The following is a 16,273-nucleotide window of genomic DNA, read 5'->3' as shown; positions in this document are numbered from 1 at the left end:
CACACCAAAAAAACCGCACACAAAAAAACGGGGCCGTTCCTTGGAACGGCCCCGCCATCAGGTCAGCCCTTGCGGGCCTGATATTAGAACTTGGAACGCAGCCCCACGAAGAAGCGGCGACCGAGCGGATCATAGGTGCTCGGATAGGTGTTCATCTGCTGGTTGTTCAGGTCGCCGATGATCGGCGGCGTCAGGTCGAACAGGTTGCTGGCGCCAAAGGTCGCCGCAAAACGGTCGTTGATGTCCCAAGAGAAGGACAGGTCGGTATAGACCCGGCCCTTCAGCTTGGTCACCGACACCGGGCCCTGCGTTTCATCATCTTCCGACGGACCGACATAGTTCAGGCGGACCTGGCCGGTGAACGGACCCGAGATGAAGGTGGTGCTGAAGCTGCCGCGCCACTTCGCATAGGGATCACCGCAGGTGCCGCCGAAGCGACCCGTGCAATCGACCAGGAGGTCCGGAATGCCGGCCAGCGGGTTGAACAGATATTTCAGCAGCCGGGTGCCCGACAGGCGGAAGTTCAGGCGGCTTTCCTCGGCCCCCATCACCCCGAAGTCGAGCGGCATGCCATAGCGCACCTCGAAGTCGATCCCGCGCGATTGCAGGAAGCCCGAGTTCGCCGTCAGGTTGACCAGACGGTCCACCTCGAAGTTGACCGGATCACGCGGGATCAGGGCGCAGAAGCTCGTGTCAAACGGCTGATACCCATTGGCCGCCGTCCCGAAGCAGGCATCACGAATGTTCGTGGCGCCCGGCGCGAAGAAGGCATCCTTGATCTTCACGTTATAGTAATCGACCGTGATCGACAGGCCCGGAACGAAGCTCGGCTGGATGACCGTCCCCACGCTGAAGGTGTCGCTGGTTTCTTCCTTCAGGTTCGGGTTGCCCCCAACCGTCGCACGGATTTGGGAATTGCCCGACCCAAACGAAGTCCCGATCAGCGCCGCCGGAACACCGTTGGCGCGGCAGCTCGCGTTCAGCGTGCTGTTGCTCACCGCCACCGCGAGGCGGCAATAATCAGTAAACGCCGGGAAGCTTTCCGCCGACCCCTGGAACAAGGCGAAGATCGTCGGGCCACGGATGGCGCGCTGATACTGGCCACGGAACCGGATGTCCTTCACCGGCGCCCAGCTGCCGCCATAGGCATAGGTGAACACGCCACCGGTGCTGTTCGAATAATCCGAATAGCGCGCCGCGCCCGACAGCTCCAGCGAGTGGAAGAAGGGCCGATCCGCCAGGATCGGGATTTTCAGTTCGCCGAACACTTCGCGGATGTTGTAGCCACCGCCGGTCGGCTGGCCGCCGTTGAAGCCCACGACATCACCCGAAGACAGGATGAAGTCCGGCGCGAACTGGCCACGCACGGAGCGATATTCACCCCCGATCGACACGGCGACCGGCGAAGCGCCCAGACCCAGGTCGAACAGATTGCCATTGGTGATGGCGAAGTTCGCCACCTGCTCCGCGATCGTCGTCTGGTTTTTGGTGTCGACCTTCACGAAGTTGGCCGCCGCCGGGCTGATGTTGCCGGGCCCGAAGATGTTCAGCGGGGCGCAACCCGCCGCCGAACCCGTGGGGCAACCCAGCAGCGCCTGGCTGAAACGGCTGCGCGACACGTTGCCGAACTGCGATTCCAGCGCCGTCGTCCGCGAGTAGCTGTAATAGGCGTCATAACCCCAGTCCCCCGCGATGGCACCGCGAACGCCCATCAGGATACGGAAGGCCTGCCGCTCGTTCGAGCTGATCCGCGGCCCGACTTCCTGCATCCGGCGGCCGATGCCGATGGTGATCCGGCCGTCGTTCGGCGCATCCAGGAACGTGTTGTTGGTGATCGAACGCACCTGCCCGGCATCGATCGCCTGAAACGCCGACTGCACCGCCGGCGCATAGAAGCTGCTGGTCGTCGGGATCGTGAAGTTCCCGCTGATCGGGGTCGCCGCCAGCTGCGTCGGCACCCGATTGTTGATGTAGGCGAGCTCGGTGTAGAAATCGAGATGCTCGTTGACTTCATAATTGGCGAAGCCGCCAATCAGCCAACGCTCCTGCGGCAGTTGCAGGTAATTGTCCGGCGCGAAGTTGAAGGCGTCTGTCGTGCCGCTGTAAGGACGGGTCGAACCATTCTGCAGGAACAGGTTGTTGCCCGGCACCAGCGGCGCGGGAATGCCGGCCGACGAATAGACAGGATTGCTCGGCACGGTGAAGCGCGTTCCTGGCACCGAACCCGACCCCCCGAAGAAGGTGGTGCCGTCGCCGGCTTCGGACACGGTGCGCCGGCTGAACTCGCGTTCGCCCTGGAAGATCGGGTCGCGCTTGATGTAGCCGATGAACAGCGTCGCATTACCCTTGCCGTCGGCGAAATTGCCGCCGATTGTCGCGTTGGCGTTGAAGGTGCCGCCGTCGCCCCTGCCGGTGATGCGATATTGCGCATCCAGCTGAACGCCCTGGAAGTCCTTCTTCATGATGAAGTTGACGACGCCCGAGATGGCGTCCGAGCCGTAAACGGCCGAGCTGCCGCCCGTCAGCACCTGCGTGCTCTCGATCAGCGCCGCCGGAATCGTGTTCAAATCGATCAGCTGCGTGACGTCATAGCTCACCCAGCGGCGGCCGTTGACCAGGACCAGCGTCCGCCCCGCGCCCAGACCGCGAAGGTCGATGGTCGCCGCGCCGTCGCCCGGGTTGTTCGAAAAGGCCGTCTGGCTGGGAATGAACTGCGGCAGTTCGTTCAGCACTTCCTCGACGTTGACCGTCCCCTTCAGCGCGATTTCCTGGCTGGAAACCACCGCCACCGGGCTCACCGATTCGAGGTCGGGGCGCGCGATCCGCGAACCGGTCACCACGATCGTGTCGGCATCCGCGGCCTCAGCTGCCGCGGCGGCAGGCGTCGGCGCCGGTGTCTGCGCCTGCGCGACACCCGAAAGCAGCGCCAGCGACAGCGCGAACGACGCCGCGCCAGCGCGCAGCGCCGCCCGGGTCAGAGCTTGGTTTTCAATCAACACGTGTCCAGTCCTTTCACGTTGTTTGAACCTGGAAGGGAACCCGCATCCGCTGAAACCCAGCTTCCGCAACCCCCCGTCCAACGCGGTTCATCCGCTTTGGGTCAGCGGCAGCACCGCCAACCCGGCCTTTTCGGCTTAATGTGCCATTCACCAAAACTTCGCTGCACTGTAAAGCGCAGGCACCATGACAGCAGGTTTGTTGGCGCCACTGTTGCAACATAGCAACAGCCGACCTAACCGCCGAACGTCCCCCCGCCCCGATGCGCGTCCAGCGCCGGAAACAGCGCCCGCAGCATGTCCCGCTCCGCCGCGCCCAGCCACGGGTTCCACACGTCGAAGATCAGCACCAGCCTGGTCTCGTCGCTGTCGTTCACCGCCTCATGCTCGATGCTGTCGTCGAACACGAACGCCCGCCCCTCCACCCAGCGTCGCTCCTCCGAGCCCACGCGGTACCGGCAGCCCTCCGGCACGACCAGCGCCAGGTGCACGATGGCGCGCGCGTTGGTGACCCCGGTATGCGGCGGGATCCGCGTCTTCGGCGCCAGCAGGCTGAAGAAGGCCGTCGGCCCCCGCCCCGGAATGTCCAGCCGCGGGATTGCCGCCAGCGCCGCCACCGTTGCCGGGCATCGCGCCTGCAGCGCCGCGTTGGCCACGCCGTCGCGCCACAGGAACTGCGCGCCCCACCGCGGGCTGTGGTTCAGCTCCGCCCACTGGTTGACCGGCGTGCCCGGCGCATAGGCGACATAAGGCGCGAACCCGCCGCCTTCCGCCAGCAGCGCCGCCCCCTCCGCCCTGATGCCCGCCGCCGCCGCCTCCAGCCCCGCCAGCCAGGGGAAATGCGATTCGGCAAAGAATTCGTCCGCCGGCAGCTTCGGCACATGCAGGCCGGTCGGCGCGTTCAGGTAAATCCGTTTGCGCCCCAGCAGATGCTCGACCGCATGGTCCACCCGGGCCGTCTCCGCCGTCCGCGCCGCGGCCAGCGCCGGCGCGATTCTCGCCCAGGTCGCCTCGCCATCCGCCGCCACCTGCCGCGCCGCATGCGCCAGCACCGCCGCCAGCGCCGGCGGGCGCTCCGGCCCGGGCGGAGTCGTCGCCAGCACCGCCTTCCACACCGGCACTGCCGGGCCCCCCGTCGCCTCCAGCGCCTGCGCCTTGCGGATGAGCGCCGGCACCAGATAGGGGTCGAGCGCCAGCGCCCCCTCCAGCGCCGCCAGTTCCGCCGCGCGATCCCCGCCGGCCCGGCAGGCATCCGCCAGATTCAGCCGTAGCGCCGCGGCGCCGGGATCGCGCGCCACCGCCCGCTCCAGCATCGCCCGCGCCCGCGCCGGATCGCGCCCGACGTTCAGCGCCCGCAGCGCCAGCGTGTTCAGCGCGCGCGGATTGTCCGGGTCCAGGGCCAGCACCCGCTCCAGCACCGCATGGGCATCGGCATGCTGCCCCGCCGCCGCCAGCCGCTCGGCATCCGCCAGAAACCGCGCGATCCGTGCCCCCTGGTCGCTCATGGCGTGCGGCCGTTCACCGGCGCCGGCACCAGCAGCGCCGGATCGATCCGCACCTCGTCGGCCGCGCTGATCGGCGTCGCCACCACCCCGGGCTGCACCAGCGTCATGCCCCAGTGCAGGTGCGGGCCTGTCGAGCGCCCGGTGGTGCCGATCCGCCCCAGCCGCTCGCCCTGCCGCACCCGCTGGCCCTCGCTCACCTCGAATTTGGACAGGTGCAGGAACAGGCTCACCAGCCCGCGGCCATGGTCCAGCATGATGGCATTGCCCTCCAGGCTGAACGGCCCGCGCGCCAGCACCACCACGCCGTCCGCCGGCGCCACGATCGGAGTCCCCGTGGGCGCGGCGATGTCCACGCCATAATGCGGCTGCCGCTCCACCGTGCCCAGGATGCGCTGGCTGCCATAGACCCCGCTGATCCGCCCCGCCGCCGACCAGATGAAGCGCTGCGTCCAGCCCGTTTCCGCGCTCACCACCGCCTTGCCGGCGCGCAGCTGCGCCGTCTCGCTGGCCCGCAGCGCTTCATATTCGGGGTTGGTCTCCCCGGTCACGCTGCCCAGCGCCGGCAGCCGGTCGATCTTCCAGCTGCGCGGCGCCACCCGCAACACCTGCCGCAGCACCGTGCCGTCGCGCTGCACCGCGTCCAGCGTCGCCAGCCCGCCGGCATCGCGGCCAAAGCCAAAGGCAAAGCGCCGCGCCGCATCCAGCCTGATGTCCATGCCATCCAGCCGCAGCGCCACCGTCCCCTCCGGCGCCACGCCCGTCAGCAGCCCGCCCTGCGTCACCACGCCGTTCAGCGCGAAACTGGTATCGATCACCCGCGCCGGCGCCACCGGCGCGGGCGCCGCCCGCGTGGCCGGAACGGCGGCCGGCGGCGCCGATCCCGCGCACCCCGCCATCAGCAGCGCGAGAAGCGCCAGCCTCAAATCCGGCCCTGTTTCTTCATCTCGCCATAGCGCGCCACCGCGATCTCGCCGCTGGCATAGGCCTCCTGCAACTCATGGCTCCAGTATCTGAGGTCGTTCAGCGGAATCCGCCGCTGCGTCACCGCGCACAGCACATGGTCGCCCTGCGACAGCACCTGGAAACTGCCGGACAGATAGCGAAGCCGCGCCGCGCGGCCGGTCGAGAAGTTCAGCATCATACCCTCCGCCTCAGAACAGCGACCCCTGCGGGCCCGGCTTCACCCCGCGTTTAGGCGCCGCGCCCGCCCCGTCAAGCGCCGCCGCCACCGTGCCATCGGCAAAGCGCAGCGCGAACCGCGCCGGCACCGCCCGCACCGAGCGCACCAGGCGGCCATCGGGCGCCGTCACGATGGCATAGCCCCGCGCCAGCGTCGCCTCCGGCCCCAGCGTCAGCAGCAGCCGCGCCGCCGAGCCCAGCCGCGTCGCCGCCCGTTCCCGCCGCGCCACCACCGCGCGCCCGGCCCGCTCGCCCAGCCGCGCCACCCGCTCGTGGCTGTGCGCAGTGCCCACCAGCAGCAGCGCCGGCCGCAGCGCCAGTCGCGCCAGCCGCCCCCGCGCCGCCACCGCCCGAGCCGACAAGGCGCGCGGCAGCCGCTCCGCCAGCTCGTCCAGCCGCTGTCGTTTCAGTCCGGTCAGCGCCATCGGCCGCGGCAACCGCGCCGCCGCCAGCCGCTCCTTCGCCCGCCCCCGACCCCGCCGCTCCGCCCGCGCCGCGCGCAATGCCAGCGTCGTCAGCGTGTCCAGCAGCTCCGCCCGCACCGGCACCGCCATCTCCGCCGCCGCGGTCGGCGTCGGCGCCCGCCGGTCGCTGGCGAAGTCGATGAGCGTGGTATCGGTCTCATGCCCCACCGCACTGATCAGCGGGATGGCGCTCGCCGCCGCCGCACGCACCACCACCTCCTCGTTGAACGCCCACAGATCCTCGATGCTGCCGCCGCCGCGCGCCACGATCAGCAGGTCGGGCGCATCGTCCATGGCATTGAACCCCGCGATCGCGGAGGCCACCTGCCGCGCCGCGTCCTCGCCCTGCACCAGCACCGGCCACAGCGTCACGCGGCGGGGAAAGCGATCCGCCAGCCGGTGCAGGATGTCGCGGATCACCGCCCCCGTCGGCGAGGTGACGATGCCGATATGCGCCGGCAGATAGGGCAGCGGGCGCTTCCTTGCCGCATCGAACAGCCCGTCGGCCGCCAGCGCCAGCCGACGCGCCTCCAGCTGCGCCAGCAGCGCGCCCACGCCCGCCACCTCCAGCCGCTCGATCACGATCTGATATTTGGAGCGCCCCGGATAGGTGGTCAGCCGGCCCGTGGCGACCACCTCCAGCCCATCCTCCGGCCGGAACTTCAGCGCATTGGCGGCGCCCTTCCACATCACCGCGTCGATGACCGCGTCGGCATCCTTCAGGCTGCAATAAAGATGCCCCGACCCGGCGCGCTTCAGCCCGGATATCTCGCCGCGCACCCGCACCAGCCCGAACGCGCTCTCCACCGTGCGCTTGATCGCCCCGGCCAGCTCGGCCACCGAATATTCGGGTGTGTTGGGGGCGGGCGCGCCGGACATCACGCCATCATAGCGGGCGCAGTAGCGACGCGAAAGCCACGCCTTGAAGCGCCCGCCAGCGCGGGTTAACATTCACCGCGGGGAGGCAGCATCGTGGCGTCAAACAACATGGTCGTCCTGCTCGTCGCGCTGATCGGCGCCACCGCCACCGTCACCGCCGCCTGGATCGGCACCAGCGGCAAGCGCGACAGGGGCCCCGCCCCCGCCATCGGAACCACCGGCGGCAACAGCGGCTTCACCCCCAACCCGGCGCCGGCATCACCAGCCCCAACGGCGCCGAGCGGCGCCGAGCCGACCACCGCAGCCGCCGCCCCCAATACCGCCCCCAACACCGATGTCCGGACCAGCGCCATGGCCACGCTCGCCACCGTTGACATCAGCGGCGTCTGGACCGACCGCGAAAGCGTCACCCTGCGCCTCCAGCAGCAGGGCAACCTCTTCACCTTCCACAACCCGCTCGACGGCACCCTGTTGCCAGGCAGCGGCGGCGCCGTCACCGGCCGCAACGTCAGCTTCACCCTCACCGGCGCACCCGGCTTTTCCGTGCGCTGCAACGGCACCGTCACCGGCGACAACCAGCGCATCGACATGGCCTGCGAAAGCCCGCAGGGGGTCAGTGAGACCGGCAGCTTCTGGCGCGTCAGCTGAACGACACTTCCCCTCTCCTGAAATCCCGCTAATCGCCCCTCATGACCCTCCCCATTCTCCTCCTCGGCAGCGGCGGCCGCGAACATGCGCTGGCCTGGAAACTCCGCCAGTCCACGCGCTGCGGGCAACTCTTCTGTGCCCCCGGCAACCCCGGCATCGCCCCGCTCGCCACCTGCGTCCCGCTCGACCCCTGCGACCCCGCCGCCGTCACTGCCTTCGCCCTCGAACACCACATCGCCCTCGTCGTCATCGGCCCCGAAGCCCCCCTCGTCGCCGGCGTCGCCGACGCCTTGCGCGCCGCCAACATCCCGGTCTTCGGGCCCTCGCGCGCTGCCGCCCAACTCGAAGCCAGCAAGGGCTTCACCAAGGCACTCTGCGACGAGGCGGACATCCCCACCGCCCGCTACCGCGCCTTCACCGCGCTCGCCCCCGCGCTCGAGCATCTCGCCACCCAGCCGATCCCCATCGTGGTCAAGGCCGATGGCCTCGCCGCCGGCAAAGGCGTCACCGTCGCCACCAGCCACGCCGAGGCTAGCGCCGCCCTCCACACAATCTTCGCCGAATCCGGGGCGGCAGCCGTCATCGAGGAATGCCTCATCGGCGAGGAAGCCAGCTTCTTCGTCCTCACCGACGGCACCACGGCGCTCCCTTTCGGCAGCGCCCAGGACCACAAGCGCGTGGGGGAAGGCGACAGCGGCCCCAACACCGGCGGCATGGGCGCCTATTCGCCCGCGGCCGTCCTCACCCCCGAACTCGAAGCCCGCGTCATGGCCGAGATCATCCATCCCACCATCGCCACCATGGCCGCGCGCGGCACCCCCTATCAGGGCGTGCTGTTCGCCGGGCTGATGCTCACGCCCGTTCCGCCCCCGGAATTCGCGGACACGGAAATCATTCCGACATTGATCGAATATAACTGCCGCTTCGGCGACCCCGAAACCCAGGTGCTGATGCCCCGCTTCGCCGGCGACTTCGTCGAAACCCTGCTGGCGGTCGCCACCGGCACCCTCCACACCATCACCCCCGCCTGGCACGACCAGAGCGCGCTCACCGTGGTCATGGCCGCCGAACATTATCCCGCCACGCCCGCCAAAGGCGATGTCATCCACGGCGCCGACGGCGCCGACGCCCTCATCTTCCACGCCGGCACCGCCCGCCGCGACGATGGCGCGCTGGTCACCGCCGGCGGTCGCGTCCTCGCCATCACCGGCACGGGGAACAGCGTGACAGCCGCCGCCGCATCCGCCTATGCTGCCGTCGAAAAGATCAGCTGGCGCGGTGAACACCACCGCCGCGATATCGGCTGGCGCGCAATCGAGCGGGAGCGGACATGAGCGACACCAGCCGTCAGGAACAATTCTCCGGCACCAGCGACGTGCGCGAAGCCCACCGCTTCGACGCCGCCGCCCTCGAAGCCTGGATGCAGGCAAATGTCCGCGATTTCGCCGGCCCCCTCACCGTCCAGCAGTTCAAGGGCGGCCAATCCAACCCCACCTACAAACTCCTCACCCCGCGCCGCAATTATGTGATGCGCCGCAAACCCCCGGGCACCTTGCTGAAAAGCGCGCACGCCGTGGACCGCGAATATCGTGTCATCACCGCGCTCCACGCCGCCGGCTTCCCCGCCCCCGAAACCTTCGGCCTCTGCACCGACGACAACATCGTCGGCACCTGGTTCTACATCATGGACTGTGTCGACGGCCGCATCATCTGGGACGGCACCTTCCCCGACGTCGCCACGCCGGCCCGCCGCGATTATTTCCACGCCATGTGCGATACCATGGCCCAGCTCCACAGCTTCGATCCCGCCGCGATCGGCCTCGCCGACTTCGGCAAGCCCGGCAATTATTTCGCCCGCCAGATCGGTCGCTGGAGCAAGCAATATCTCGAGGACGAGGCCGCCGGCCGCGTCCCCGCCATGGACCGCCTCGTCGAATGGCTCCCCGCCAACATCCCCGCCGGCGAGGAAACCGCCGTCGTCCACGGCGACTATCGCTGCGACAACATGATCTTCCACGCGACCGAGCCTAAGGTGCTCGCCGTCCTCGACTGGGAACTGTCCACCCTCGGCCACCCGCTCGCCGATTTCAGCTACCACCTGATGATGTACCGCATGCCCCCCACCGGCACCGTCGGCCTCATCAACTGCGATCTCGGCGCGATGAACATCCCGACCGAGATGGACTATATCGACCGCTATTGCGCAAACCTCGGCCGCGACCCGGCGCAAGTGGTCGCCAACATGGATTTCTACATCGCCTACAACATGTTCCGTCTGGCCGCCATCGTCCACGGCATCCGCGGGCGGGTGGTTCGCGGCACCGCCTCCAACGCCCATGCCAAGGCGATGAGCGCCACCGTCGAACCGCTGGCCGACCTTGCCTGGCAACAGGCGCAGAAGGCCGGGGCGCGATAGGCCACCGGAACGAACCCCATCCGCCCGCGTAGTCGCGTCAGGGAAGCGTGGCAGGAAACACGCCCATGACGTCGAATGAAATGGTCCCCAGCCTCATGTTCATGACGCTGATCGCCGTGCTGCTGCTCGCGGTCGGCGCGCTCGCCTGGTTCTGGCGCAAACGCGCCAACCGCAACCCCGTCGCCCGCGAGGAAGCCGCCGAACAAGCCCACCGCGACCCCAACATCCCCAACGCCTGACCGCGCTCTCTGCTACCCCGTCACCCCGGGTTTGACCCGGGGCCCAGCCGCTCCCGGATCAGTGGATCGAGCACCGGCCGCTGCCCCTCCGCCATCGCCGCGGCCACCGCGCGTCCCTCCACGATCACCGCCGCCGCCTTGCGCCGCAGCCGCGGCACCAGCCACCCCAGCAGCAGCAGAAGCGCCATCCCGACCAGCCACAGCGCCACCACGACCACCTGCATCGCCGGCCCCGCCACCGCCAGCGTGTCCGCCAGCCACTGCGTGCTCGCCGGGTTCAGCTCGAAGAAGCGCGTCAGGCTGTTGACCGCCGCCTGGCCACTGCCTGCCAGCCAATAGAATAGCCAGGCCAGCCCCGACCAGAGCAGCCCGCCGATCCCCAGTGCGATCCACAACAGTTTTCGCATGGCGCGGATGTTGTGTCTCACCCCGCGCGCGTCAAGCCGGCAACCCCGCCCGAACCGCCGCATAGTCCGCCATGATCTCGTCCAATATGTCTTTTACTGGCCGCACCGCATCGATCCGCCCGGCCACCTGTCCCGACAGCGCGATCGAGGCCTCCATGTCGCCGCCGAAATACAGGTCGGTCGCCCGCCCGAACTCGGCCAGCATGTTCGGCCCCGGCTCCAGCTCCAGCCGCGTCGTCTTCGCCGTCCGCAACGCCCGCAGCGCCGGCCCCGGCCCCTGCCGGTTCAGGAACACTGTATCCGTCTCCCGCGCCGCCAGGATCGCATTCTTCCAGTTCGCATGCACCGGGCTTTCCGCCGCGCTCACCATCCGCGTGCCCAGCTGAATCCCGTCCGCCCCCAGTGCGAACGCCGCCGCCATCGTCCGCCCGCACAGCATCCCGCCCGCCGCGATGATCGGCAGGTCGGTGTGGGAGCGCACCAGCGGCAGCAGCACCATGCTCGCCACATCGCGCCCATTCTTGAACCCGCCGCCCTCGCCGCCCTCCACCACCAGGCCATCGACGCCCGCATCGAACGCCTTCAGCGCACCGGCCAGGTGCGGCACGACATGAAACACCGTCAGCCCGGCCTCTTTCAACTGCCTTGTATAGCGCGTCGGGTCCCCGGCCGAAGTCGTCACGAATTTCACCCCCTGCCCGATGATGAAATCCACGATCCCCGGATCCCGCACGAACGCCTGCGCCACATTCACCCCGAACGGCTTGTCGGTCAGCGCGCGCATCCGCGCGATCTCGCCCTTGATGACCTCCAGCTCACCCGAGGACGTCTCGATAATCCCCAACCCCCCCGCCTCACTCACCGCACTTGCCAGCTGGCTCCGCGCAATCCACCCCATGGGAGCCTGCACAATCGGCCGCTCGATCCCCAACATCTGCGTCAACCTGTTCATGCGCCCTCCTCAATTTTCCTCCCCTGCAAGGCGACGTGCCATGCGAGCCGAAGGCGACCGAAGGTCAACCATGACGGAGGGGTGTCCCCTCTCCGCCGTATATCCCTAACCCAATTTCAGCCCGCCTTGCGCACCAGCCGTATGGCTTGCGCGCATCTCCACCCGGCTCGCTTTCTTCACCGGCGAAATCAGCGGCGGCAGCTTGGGCCGTTTTCCGTGAAACAGTTCGGCAAGCGTGACGATTTGGACGGCGGGAAAGCGAGGGACGTTCTGTGGGTCGCCGCCGACCTGCACGGGAATGAGGGGGTGTGATGCAGCCTCTTTCTCCATCCCGGAAGTCGGCGCCTTCTTCATGATGAATAAGCCGAAGCGATGGCCATCGCGTTCCATAACACGGCCAAGGTCGCGCAGCATCGTGGGGTTGACGTTATCACCGGCCTTTACGCTGATCACGCCAGTTTCGATTTTTCCATTGTCCGAAAGATAGTGGAACCAACCGTCGACACCCTTGTCGCCACCCTTCTTTTCGCGCGGGAAGCCGCCGACCTGCCAACAAACCCATTGCTGGAACTGGTGCGGATCCTCCGTGGCGAGGCGTTCGGCGCTGGCAAGGTCCTTAGGCACGCCGATGGTTTCGAACTGCGCGTCCGGATAGCCCGAGCGAATCCGGTCCTCGATCATGCCGATGGCAAGGTGAGTGATGTCGATGCCGATCCAGCGACGACCGAGTTTTTCGGCGGCATCCACGGCGGTGCCGCAGCCGCAGAAGGGATCGAGGACAAGATCACCAGGGTTTGAGGAGGCAGCGATGATGCGTTCGAGCAGGGCGCGGGGTTTTTGGGTAGGGTAACCGAGGTGTTTGTCGACCTTCGAGTGCGGTTGGACCGGCAGGATATCACCCCAATCGTTCTGAAGCGAAACTCCCGGCATTTCATCAAGGTATCGTTTCTGCCTCGGCACTTTACCGGGCCCTGTTTGGACAATCCGACCTTCATTATACATTTGCTTCATTCGCTCTTCAGCGAAGCGCCAATAGCGGGTGACGCCCAGAAACTCGTAATGGGGATTGCGCTTTTGCGGGCTGGCTCCGCCGGGAGCCGTAATGTCTCCAAGAAAATATCGCCGACCTGAATCAGGCTCGATGTATCGACCAAACTTTTCAATATACTCGTCGCTGTAGGGAGTATAGAGCCAGTTAAATCGCCAGTCCTTAGATTTCGTGTAAAAGAAAATAATATCCCTAATGTTGCCGTATTGCTTGCGCCCTTGAGCAGCGTCGTTGTGAGCGGTTTGGCGCTTCCAGCTAATCTCCGTTCGAAAATTCTCCGCCCCGAACACTGCATCGAGCACCATCTTTAGATAGTGTGATGCAGTCGGGTCGCAGTGGAGATAGAGGCTACCCGTCGACTTTAGCACGCGGTGCAGTTCGACGAGGCGGACAGCCATCATCGCCAGATAAGCCATCAACGGGTTTTCGCCGATGGCCTTGTGCATGGCGTTCATCATGACGGTAAGCGTCCGATTAGTGCCTGCCTGGATGTCGAGGAGTGCGTGTTTGCTCGCGGTGCCCCAAGCCCAAGTGTCGTCGAACGCTTCGATACTGGCGTCGGCGCCCATTCCCGAAGCCGCCTTGAACAGCACGTTATAGCCGGCGTTCGAATTGAACGGCGGATCAAGGTAGATCAGATCAACACTTTCATCCGCGATATGCTCGCGCAGCACGGGAAGGTTGTCGCCATAATAAAGCCGGTTCATGGCGCCGCTCATTGATCGATCATGCCGTGATACTGCGCCTCATAAGCATCGATCAGCGTGGCCAACGCATCCAGGCGCTCGCCTTCGACACTGTCTCTCTTGCTGCCCCACAACCGCGCAACTTCAGACATCGCCGCCGCATGGTCGGCGTCGCTGAGGATGGCCTTCAAATCACTGGTCACGCACCGCCGCCTTCCAAAGCCCTTGTGTTGCCCAAAAGCCACACTATCTCCCCACCCATGAACATCGAACAATTTTCCGACCGCGCCAAGGGCTTTCTGCAAGCCGCGCAGACCGTCGCGCTCCGCCAAGACCACCCCCGCGTCACCGCAGAGCATCTGCTGAAGGCGCTCCTGGAGGACGAGCAGGGCATGGCCGCCGGCCTGATCCGCGCCGCCGGCGGCCAGCCGCAGGCCGCCACCGCCGCCGTCGACGCCGCGCTCGCCAAACTGCCGAAAGTCACCGGCGGCAACGGCCAGATGGCCTGGGACCAGGCCGCCGTCCGCGTGCTGGACAGCGCCGAGCAACTGGCCACGAAGGCCAAGGACAGTTTCGTCACCGTCGAACGGCTCTTGACCGCGCTCGCGCTCGCCACCACCACCGACGCCGGCAAGGCACTCGCCGCCGCCGGCGTGACACCCCGATCCCTCAACACCGCCATCGAGGGCCTGCGCAAGGGCCGCACCGCGGACAATGCCAGCGCGGAAAACGCCTATGACGCCCTCAAAAAATACGCCCGGGACCTTACCGAGGTCGCCCGCGCCGGCAAGCTCGACCCCGTCATCGGCCGCGATGAGGAAATCCGCCGCACCATCCAGGTGCTCGCCCGCCGCACCAAGAACAACCCCGTCCTGATCGGCGAACCCGGCGTCGGCAAGACCGCCATCGCCGAAGGCCTCGCGCTGCGCATCGCCAACGGCGACGTGCCCGAAGGCATCAAGGACAAAAGCCTGTTCGCGCTCGACATGGGCGCCCTGATCGCCGGCGCCAAATATCGCGGGGAGTTCGAGGAGCGGCTGAAAGGCGTGCTCGACGAGGTGAAGGCCGCGGACGGCAACATCATCCTCTTCATCGACGAGATGCACACCCTGGTCGGCGCCGGCAAATCCGAAGGCGCGATGGACGCCGGGAACCTCCTGAAACCCGCGCTCGCCCGCGGCGAGCTCCACGCCATCGGCGCCACCACCCTCAATGAATATCGCAAATATGTGGAGAAGGATGCGGCCTTGGAACGCCGCTTCCAGCCCGTCTATGTCGGCGAACCCACGGTCGAGGACACGATCAGCATCCTGCGCGGCCTGAAGGAGAAGTACGAACTCCATCACGGCGTCCGCATCACCGACGGCGCGCTGGTCGCCGCAGCGACGCTCAGCAACCGCTACATCGCCGACCGCTTCCTGCCCGACAAGGCCATCGACCTGATGGACGAGGCCGCCAGCCGCCTGCGCATGGAGGTGGAAAGCAAGCCCGAGGAAATCGAAAACCTCGACCGCCGCATCGTCCAATTGAAGATCGAGCGCGAGGCGCTGAAGCGCGAAAGCGACGCCGCCAGCCGCGACCGCCTCGCCGCGCTGGAGGACGAGCTCGCCCGCCTCGAAGCGCAATCCGCCGACCTCACCCTGCGCTGGTCCACCGAGAAGGAAAAGCTCGCCGGCTCCACCCGGCTGAAGGAAGCGCTGGACTCCGCCCGGATCGAGGTCGAACAGGCGCAGCGCCGCGGCGATTACGCCCGCGCCGGCGAACTCACCTACGGCCGCATCCCCGAACTCGAACGGCAGCTGGCAGACGCCGAAGCCGCCACCGGCGCCGCCATGGTGCGGGAGGAAGTCACCGCCGACGACATCGCCGGAGTCGTCAGCCGCTGGACCGGCATCCCCGCCGCCCGAATGCTCGAAGGCGAACGCGCCAAATTGCTCGCCATGGAAGGCGAACTGGGGAAGCGCGTCATCGGCCAGGCCGAAGCCGTCGCCGCGGTCAGTGCCGCCGTCCGCCGCAGCCGCGCCGGCCTGCAGGACCCTGGCCGGCCGCTCGGCAGCTTCCTCTTCCTCGGCCCCACCGGCGTCGGCAAGACCGAGCTGACGAAATCGCTCGCCGCCTTCCTGTTCGACGATCCCGGCGCCATGACCCGCATCGACATGAGCGAATATATGGAAAAGCACAGCGTCGCCCGCCTGATCGGCGCGCCGCCGGGCTATGTCGGCTATGACGAAGGCGGTGCCTTGACCGAAGCCGTCCGCCGCCGCCCCTATCAGGTGCTGCTGTTCGACGAGGTCGAAAAAGCCCATGGCGATGTCTTCAACATCCTGCTCCAGGTGCTGGACGACGGCCGGCTCACCGACGGCCAGGGCCGCACCGTCGATTTCGCCAACACCCTCATCATCCTCACCAGCAATCTGGGGAGCGCCGCCATCGCCGCGCTGCCCGACGGCGCCGACGTGAAGCTCGCCGAACCCGCGGTGATGGAGGTGGTGCGCGGCCATTTCCGCCCGGAATTCCTTAACCGGCTCGACGAGATCATCCTGTTCCACCGCCTCGCGCCCGAGCATATGGGCGCCATCGTCGACATCCAGGTCGCCCGCGTCGCAGCCATGCTGAAGGACCGCAAGATCAGCCTCGACCTGACCGAGGACGCCCGCCGCTGGCTCGCCCGCGTCGGCTATGACCCGGTCTATGGCGCCCGGCCGCTGAAACGCGCGGTGCAGAAACATCTCGCCGACCCGCTCGCCGACCTGATCCTGTCGGGCGAGGCCCCCGACGGCAGCCGCATCCACATCGACGACGGCGACGGCGCGCTCATCCTGAAGGTTGAATAATCGCCGCGCCTGCCGCATCG

At 67.4% G+C, this 16,273-nt stretch carries 14 protein-coding genes; 5 read left to right on the top strand and 9 right to left on the bottom strand.

Going from position 1 to position 16,273, the window contains the following annotated elements; genetic code table 11:
• Nucleotides 1-83 precede the first annotated feature (83 nt).
• The 5 genes from H3309_RS03775 to xseA form a co-directional block, all read right to left on the bottom strand.
• Nucleotides 84-2,999: a TonB-dependent receptor domain-containing protein gene (locus H3309_RS03775; RefSeq protein WP_243453835.1), complete on the bottom strand. Its 2,916-nt coding sequence runs from the start codon at nt 2,997-2,999 to the stop codon at nt 84-86.
• 233 nt (nt 3,000-3,232) lie between these two features.
• A complete protein-coding gene (locus H3309_RS17625; protein ID WP_182297442.1) occupies nt 3,233-4,501 on the bottom strand; it encodes an aspartyl/asparaginyl beta-hydroxylase domain-containing protein in 1,269 nt (422 codons plus the stop codon).
• Nucleotides 4,498-5,424 carry a M23 family metallopeptidase gene (locus H3309_RS03765; protein WP_243453834.1) on the bottom strand — a complete coding sequence of 309 codons (927 nt, stop codon included), beginning with the start codon at nt 5,422-5,424 and terminating at the stop codon, nt 4,498-4,500. The genes H3309_RS17625 and H3309_RS03765 overlap by 4 nt, the downstream gene beginning before the upstream one ends.
• The gene (locus tag H3309_RS03760; protein WP_182298472.1) at nt 5,421-5,639 is read right to left on the bottom strand and encodes a DUF2093 domain-containing protein; all 219 of its coding nucleotides are present in this window, start codon (nt 5,637-5,639) and stop codon (nt 5,421-5,423) included. Before H3309_RS03760 ends, H3309_RS03765 begins: the two co-directional genes overlap by 4 nt.
• A gap of 13 nt (nt 5,640-5,652) precedes the next feature.
• Nucleotides 5,653-7,023 (bottom strand): exodeoxyribonuclease VII large subunit, encoded by a 1,371-nt coding sequence (gene xseA / locus H3309_RS03755; RefSeq protein WP_182298470.1) that lies wholly within the window; start codon nt 7,021-7,023, stop codon nt 5,653-5,655.
• Between the two features lie 93 nt (nt 7,024-7,116).
• Between xseA and H3309_RS03750 the strand changes: the two genes are divergently transcribed.
• The 4 genes from H3309_RS03750 (at nt 7,117) to H3309_RS03735 (ending at nt 10,326) form a co-directional block, all read left to right on the top strand.
• Entirely contained in the window at nt 7,117-7,671 is a 555-nt protein-coding gene (locus H3309_RS03750) for a hypothetical protein (protein ID WP_182297441.1), read from the top strand.
• Between the two features lie 41 nt (nt 7,672-7,712).
• Entirely contained in the window at nt 7,713-9,005 is a 1,293-nt protein-coding gene (purD, locus tag H3309_RS03745) for a phosphoribosylamine--glycine ligase (protein WP_182297440.1), read from the top strand.
• A complete protein-coding gene (locus H3309_RS03740; RefSeq protein WP_182297439.1) occupies nt 9,002-10,087 on the top strand; it encodes a phosphotransferase family protein in 1,086 nt (361 codons plus the stop codon). Before purD ends, H3309_RS03740 begins: the two co-directional genes overlap by 4 nt.
• Before the next feature lie 65 nt (nt 10,088-10,152).
• On the top strand, nt 10,153-10,326 hold the full coding sequence (locus tag H3309_RS03735) for a hypothetical protein (RefSeq protein ID WP_182297438.1): 174 nt from the start codon (nt 10,153-10,155) through the stop codon (nt 10,324-10,326).
• 20 nt (nt 10,327-10,346) lie between these two features.
• On the opposite strand, the gene H3309_RS03730 is transcribed toward H3309_RS03735, so the two are convergent.
• From H3309_RS03730 to H3309_RS03715, 4 genes are all read right to left on the bottom strand, one after another.
• On the bottom strand, nt 10,347-10,733 hold the full coding sequence (locus H3309_RS03730; RefSeq protein ID WP_182297437.1) for a hypothetical protein: 387 nt from the start codon (nt 10,731-10,733) through the stop codon (nt 10,347-10,349).
• 31 nt (nt 10,734-10,764) lie between these two features.
• A complete protein-coding gene (locus H3309_RS03725) occupies nt 10,765-11,685 on the bottom strand; it encodes an NAD(P)H-dependent flavin oxidoreductase (RefSeq protein WP_182297436.1) in 921 nt (306 codons plus the stop codon).
• Between the two features lie 105 nt (nt 11,686-11,790).
• Nucleotides 11,791-13,440 carry a DNA methyltransferase gene (locus H3309_RS03720; RefSeq protein WP_243453833.1) on the bottom strand — a complete coding sequence of 550 codons (1,650 nt, stop codon included), beginning with the start codon at nt 13,438-13,440 and terminating at the stop codon, nt 11,791-11,793.
• Between the two features lie 8 nt (nt 13,441-13,448).
• On the bottom strand, nt 13,449-13,622 hold the full coding sequence (locus H3309_RS03715; protein ID WP_182297434.1) for a hypothetical protein: 174 nt from the start codon (nt 13,620-13,622) through the stop codon (nt 13,449-13,451).
• Nucleotides 13,623-13,679: 57 nt separating this feature from the next.
• On the opposite strand from H3309_RS03715, the gene clpB reads away from it, so the two are divergent.
• On the top strand, nt 13,680-16,253 hold the full coding sequence (clpB, locus tag H3309_RS03710; RefSeq protein WP_182297433.1) for an ATP-dependent chaperone ClpB: 2,574 nt from the start codon (nt 13,680-13,682) through the stop codon (nt 16,251-16,253).
• Nucleotides 16,254-16,273 lie beyond the last annotated feature (20 nt).

Origin of the sequence: Sandaracinobacteroides saxicola (assembly GCF_014117445.1) — a bacterium.
Classification (GTDB): Bacteria; Pseudomonadota; Alphaproteobacteria; order Sphingomonadales; family Sphingomonadaceae; genus Sandaracinobacteroides_A; species Sandaracinobacteroides_A saxicola.
Note: the sequence above shows the minus strand (reverse complement) of the source record. Positions and strands in the feature narration are given on the sequence as shown.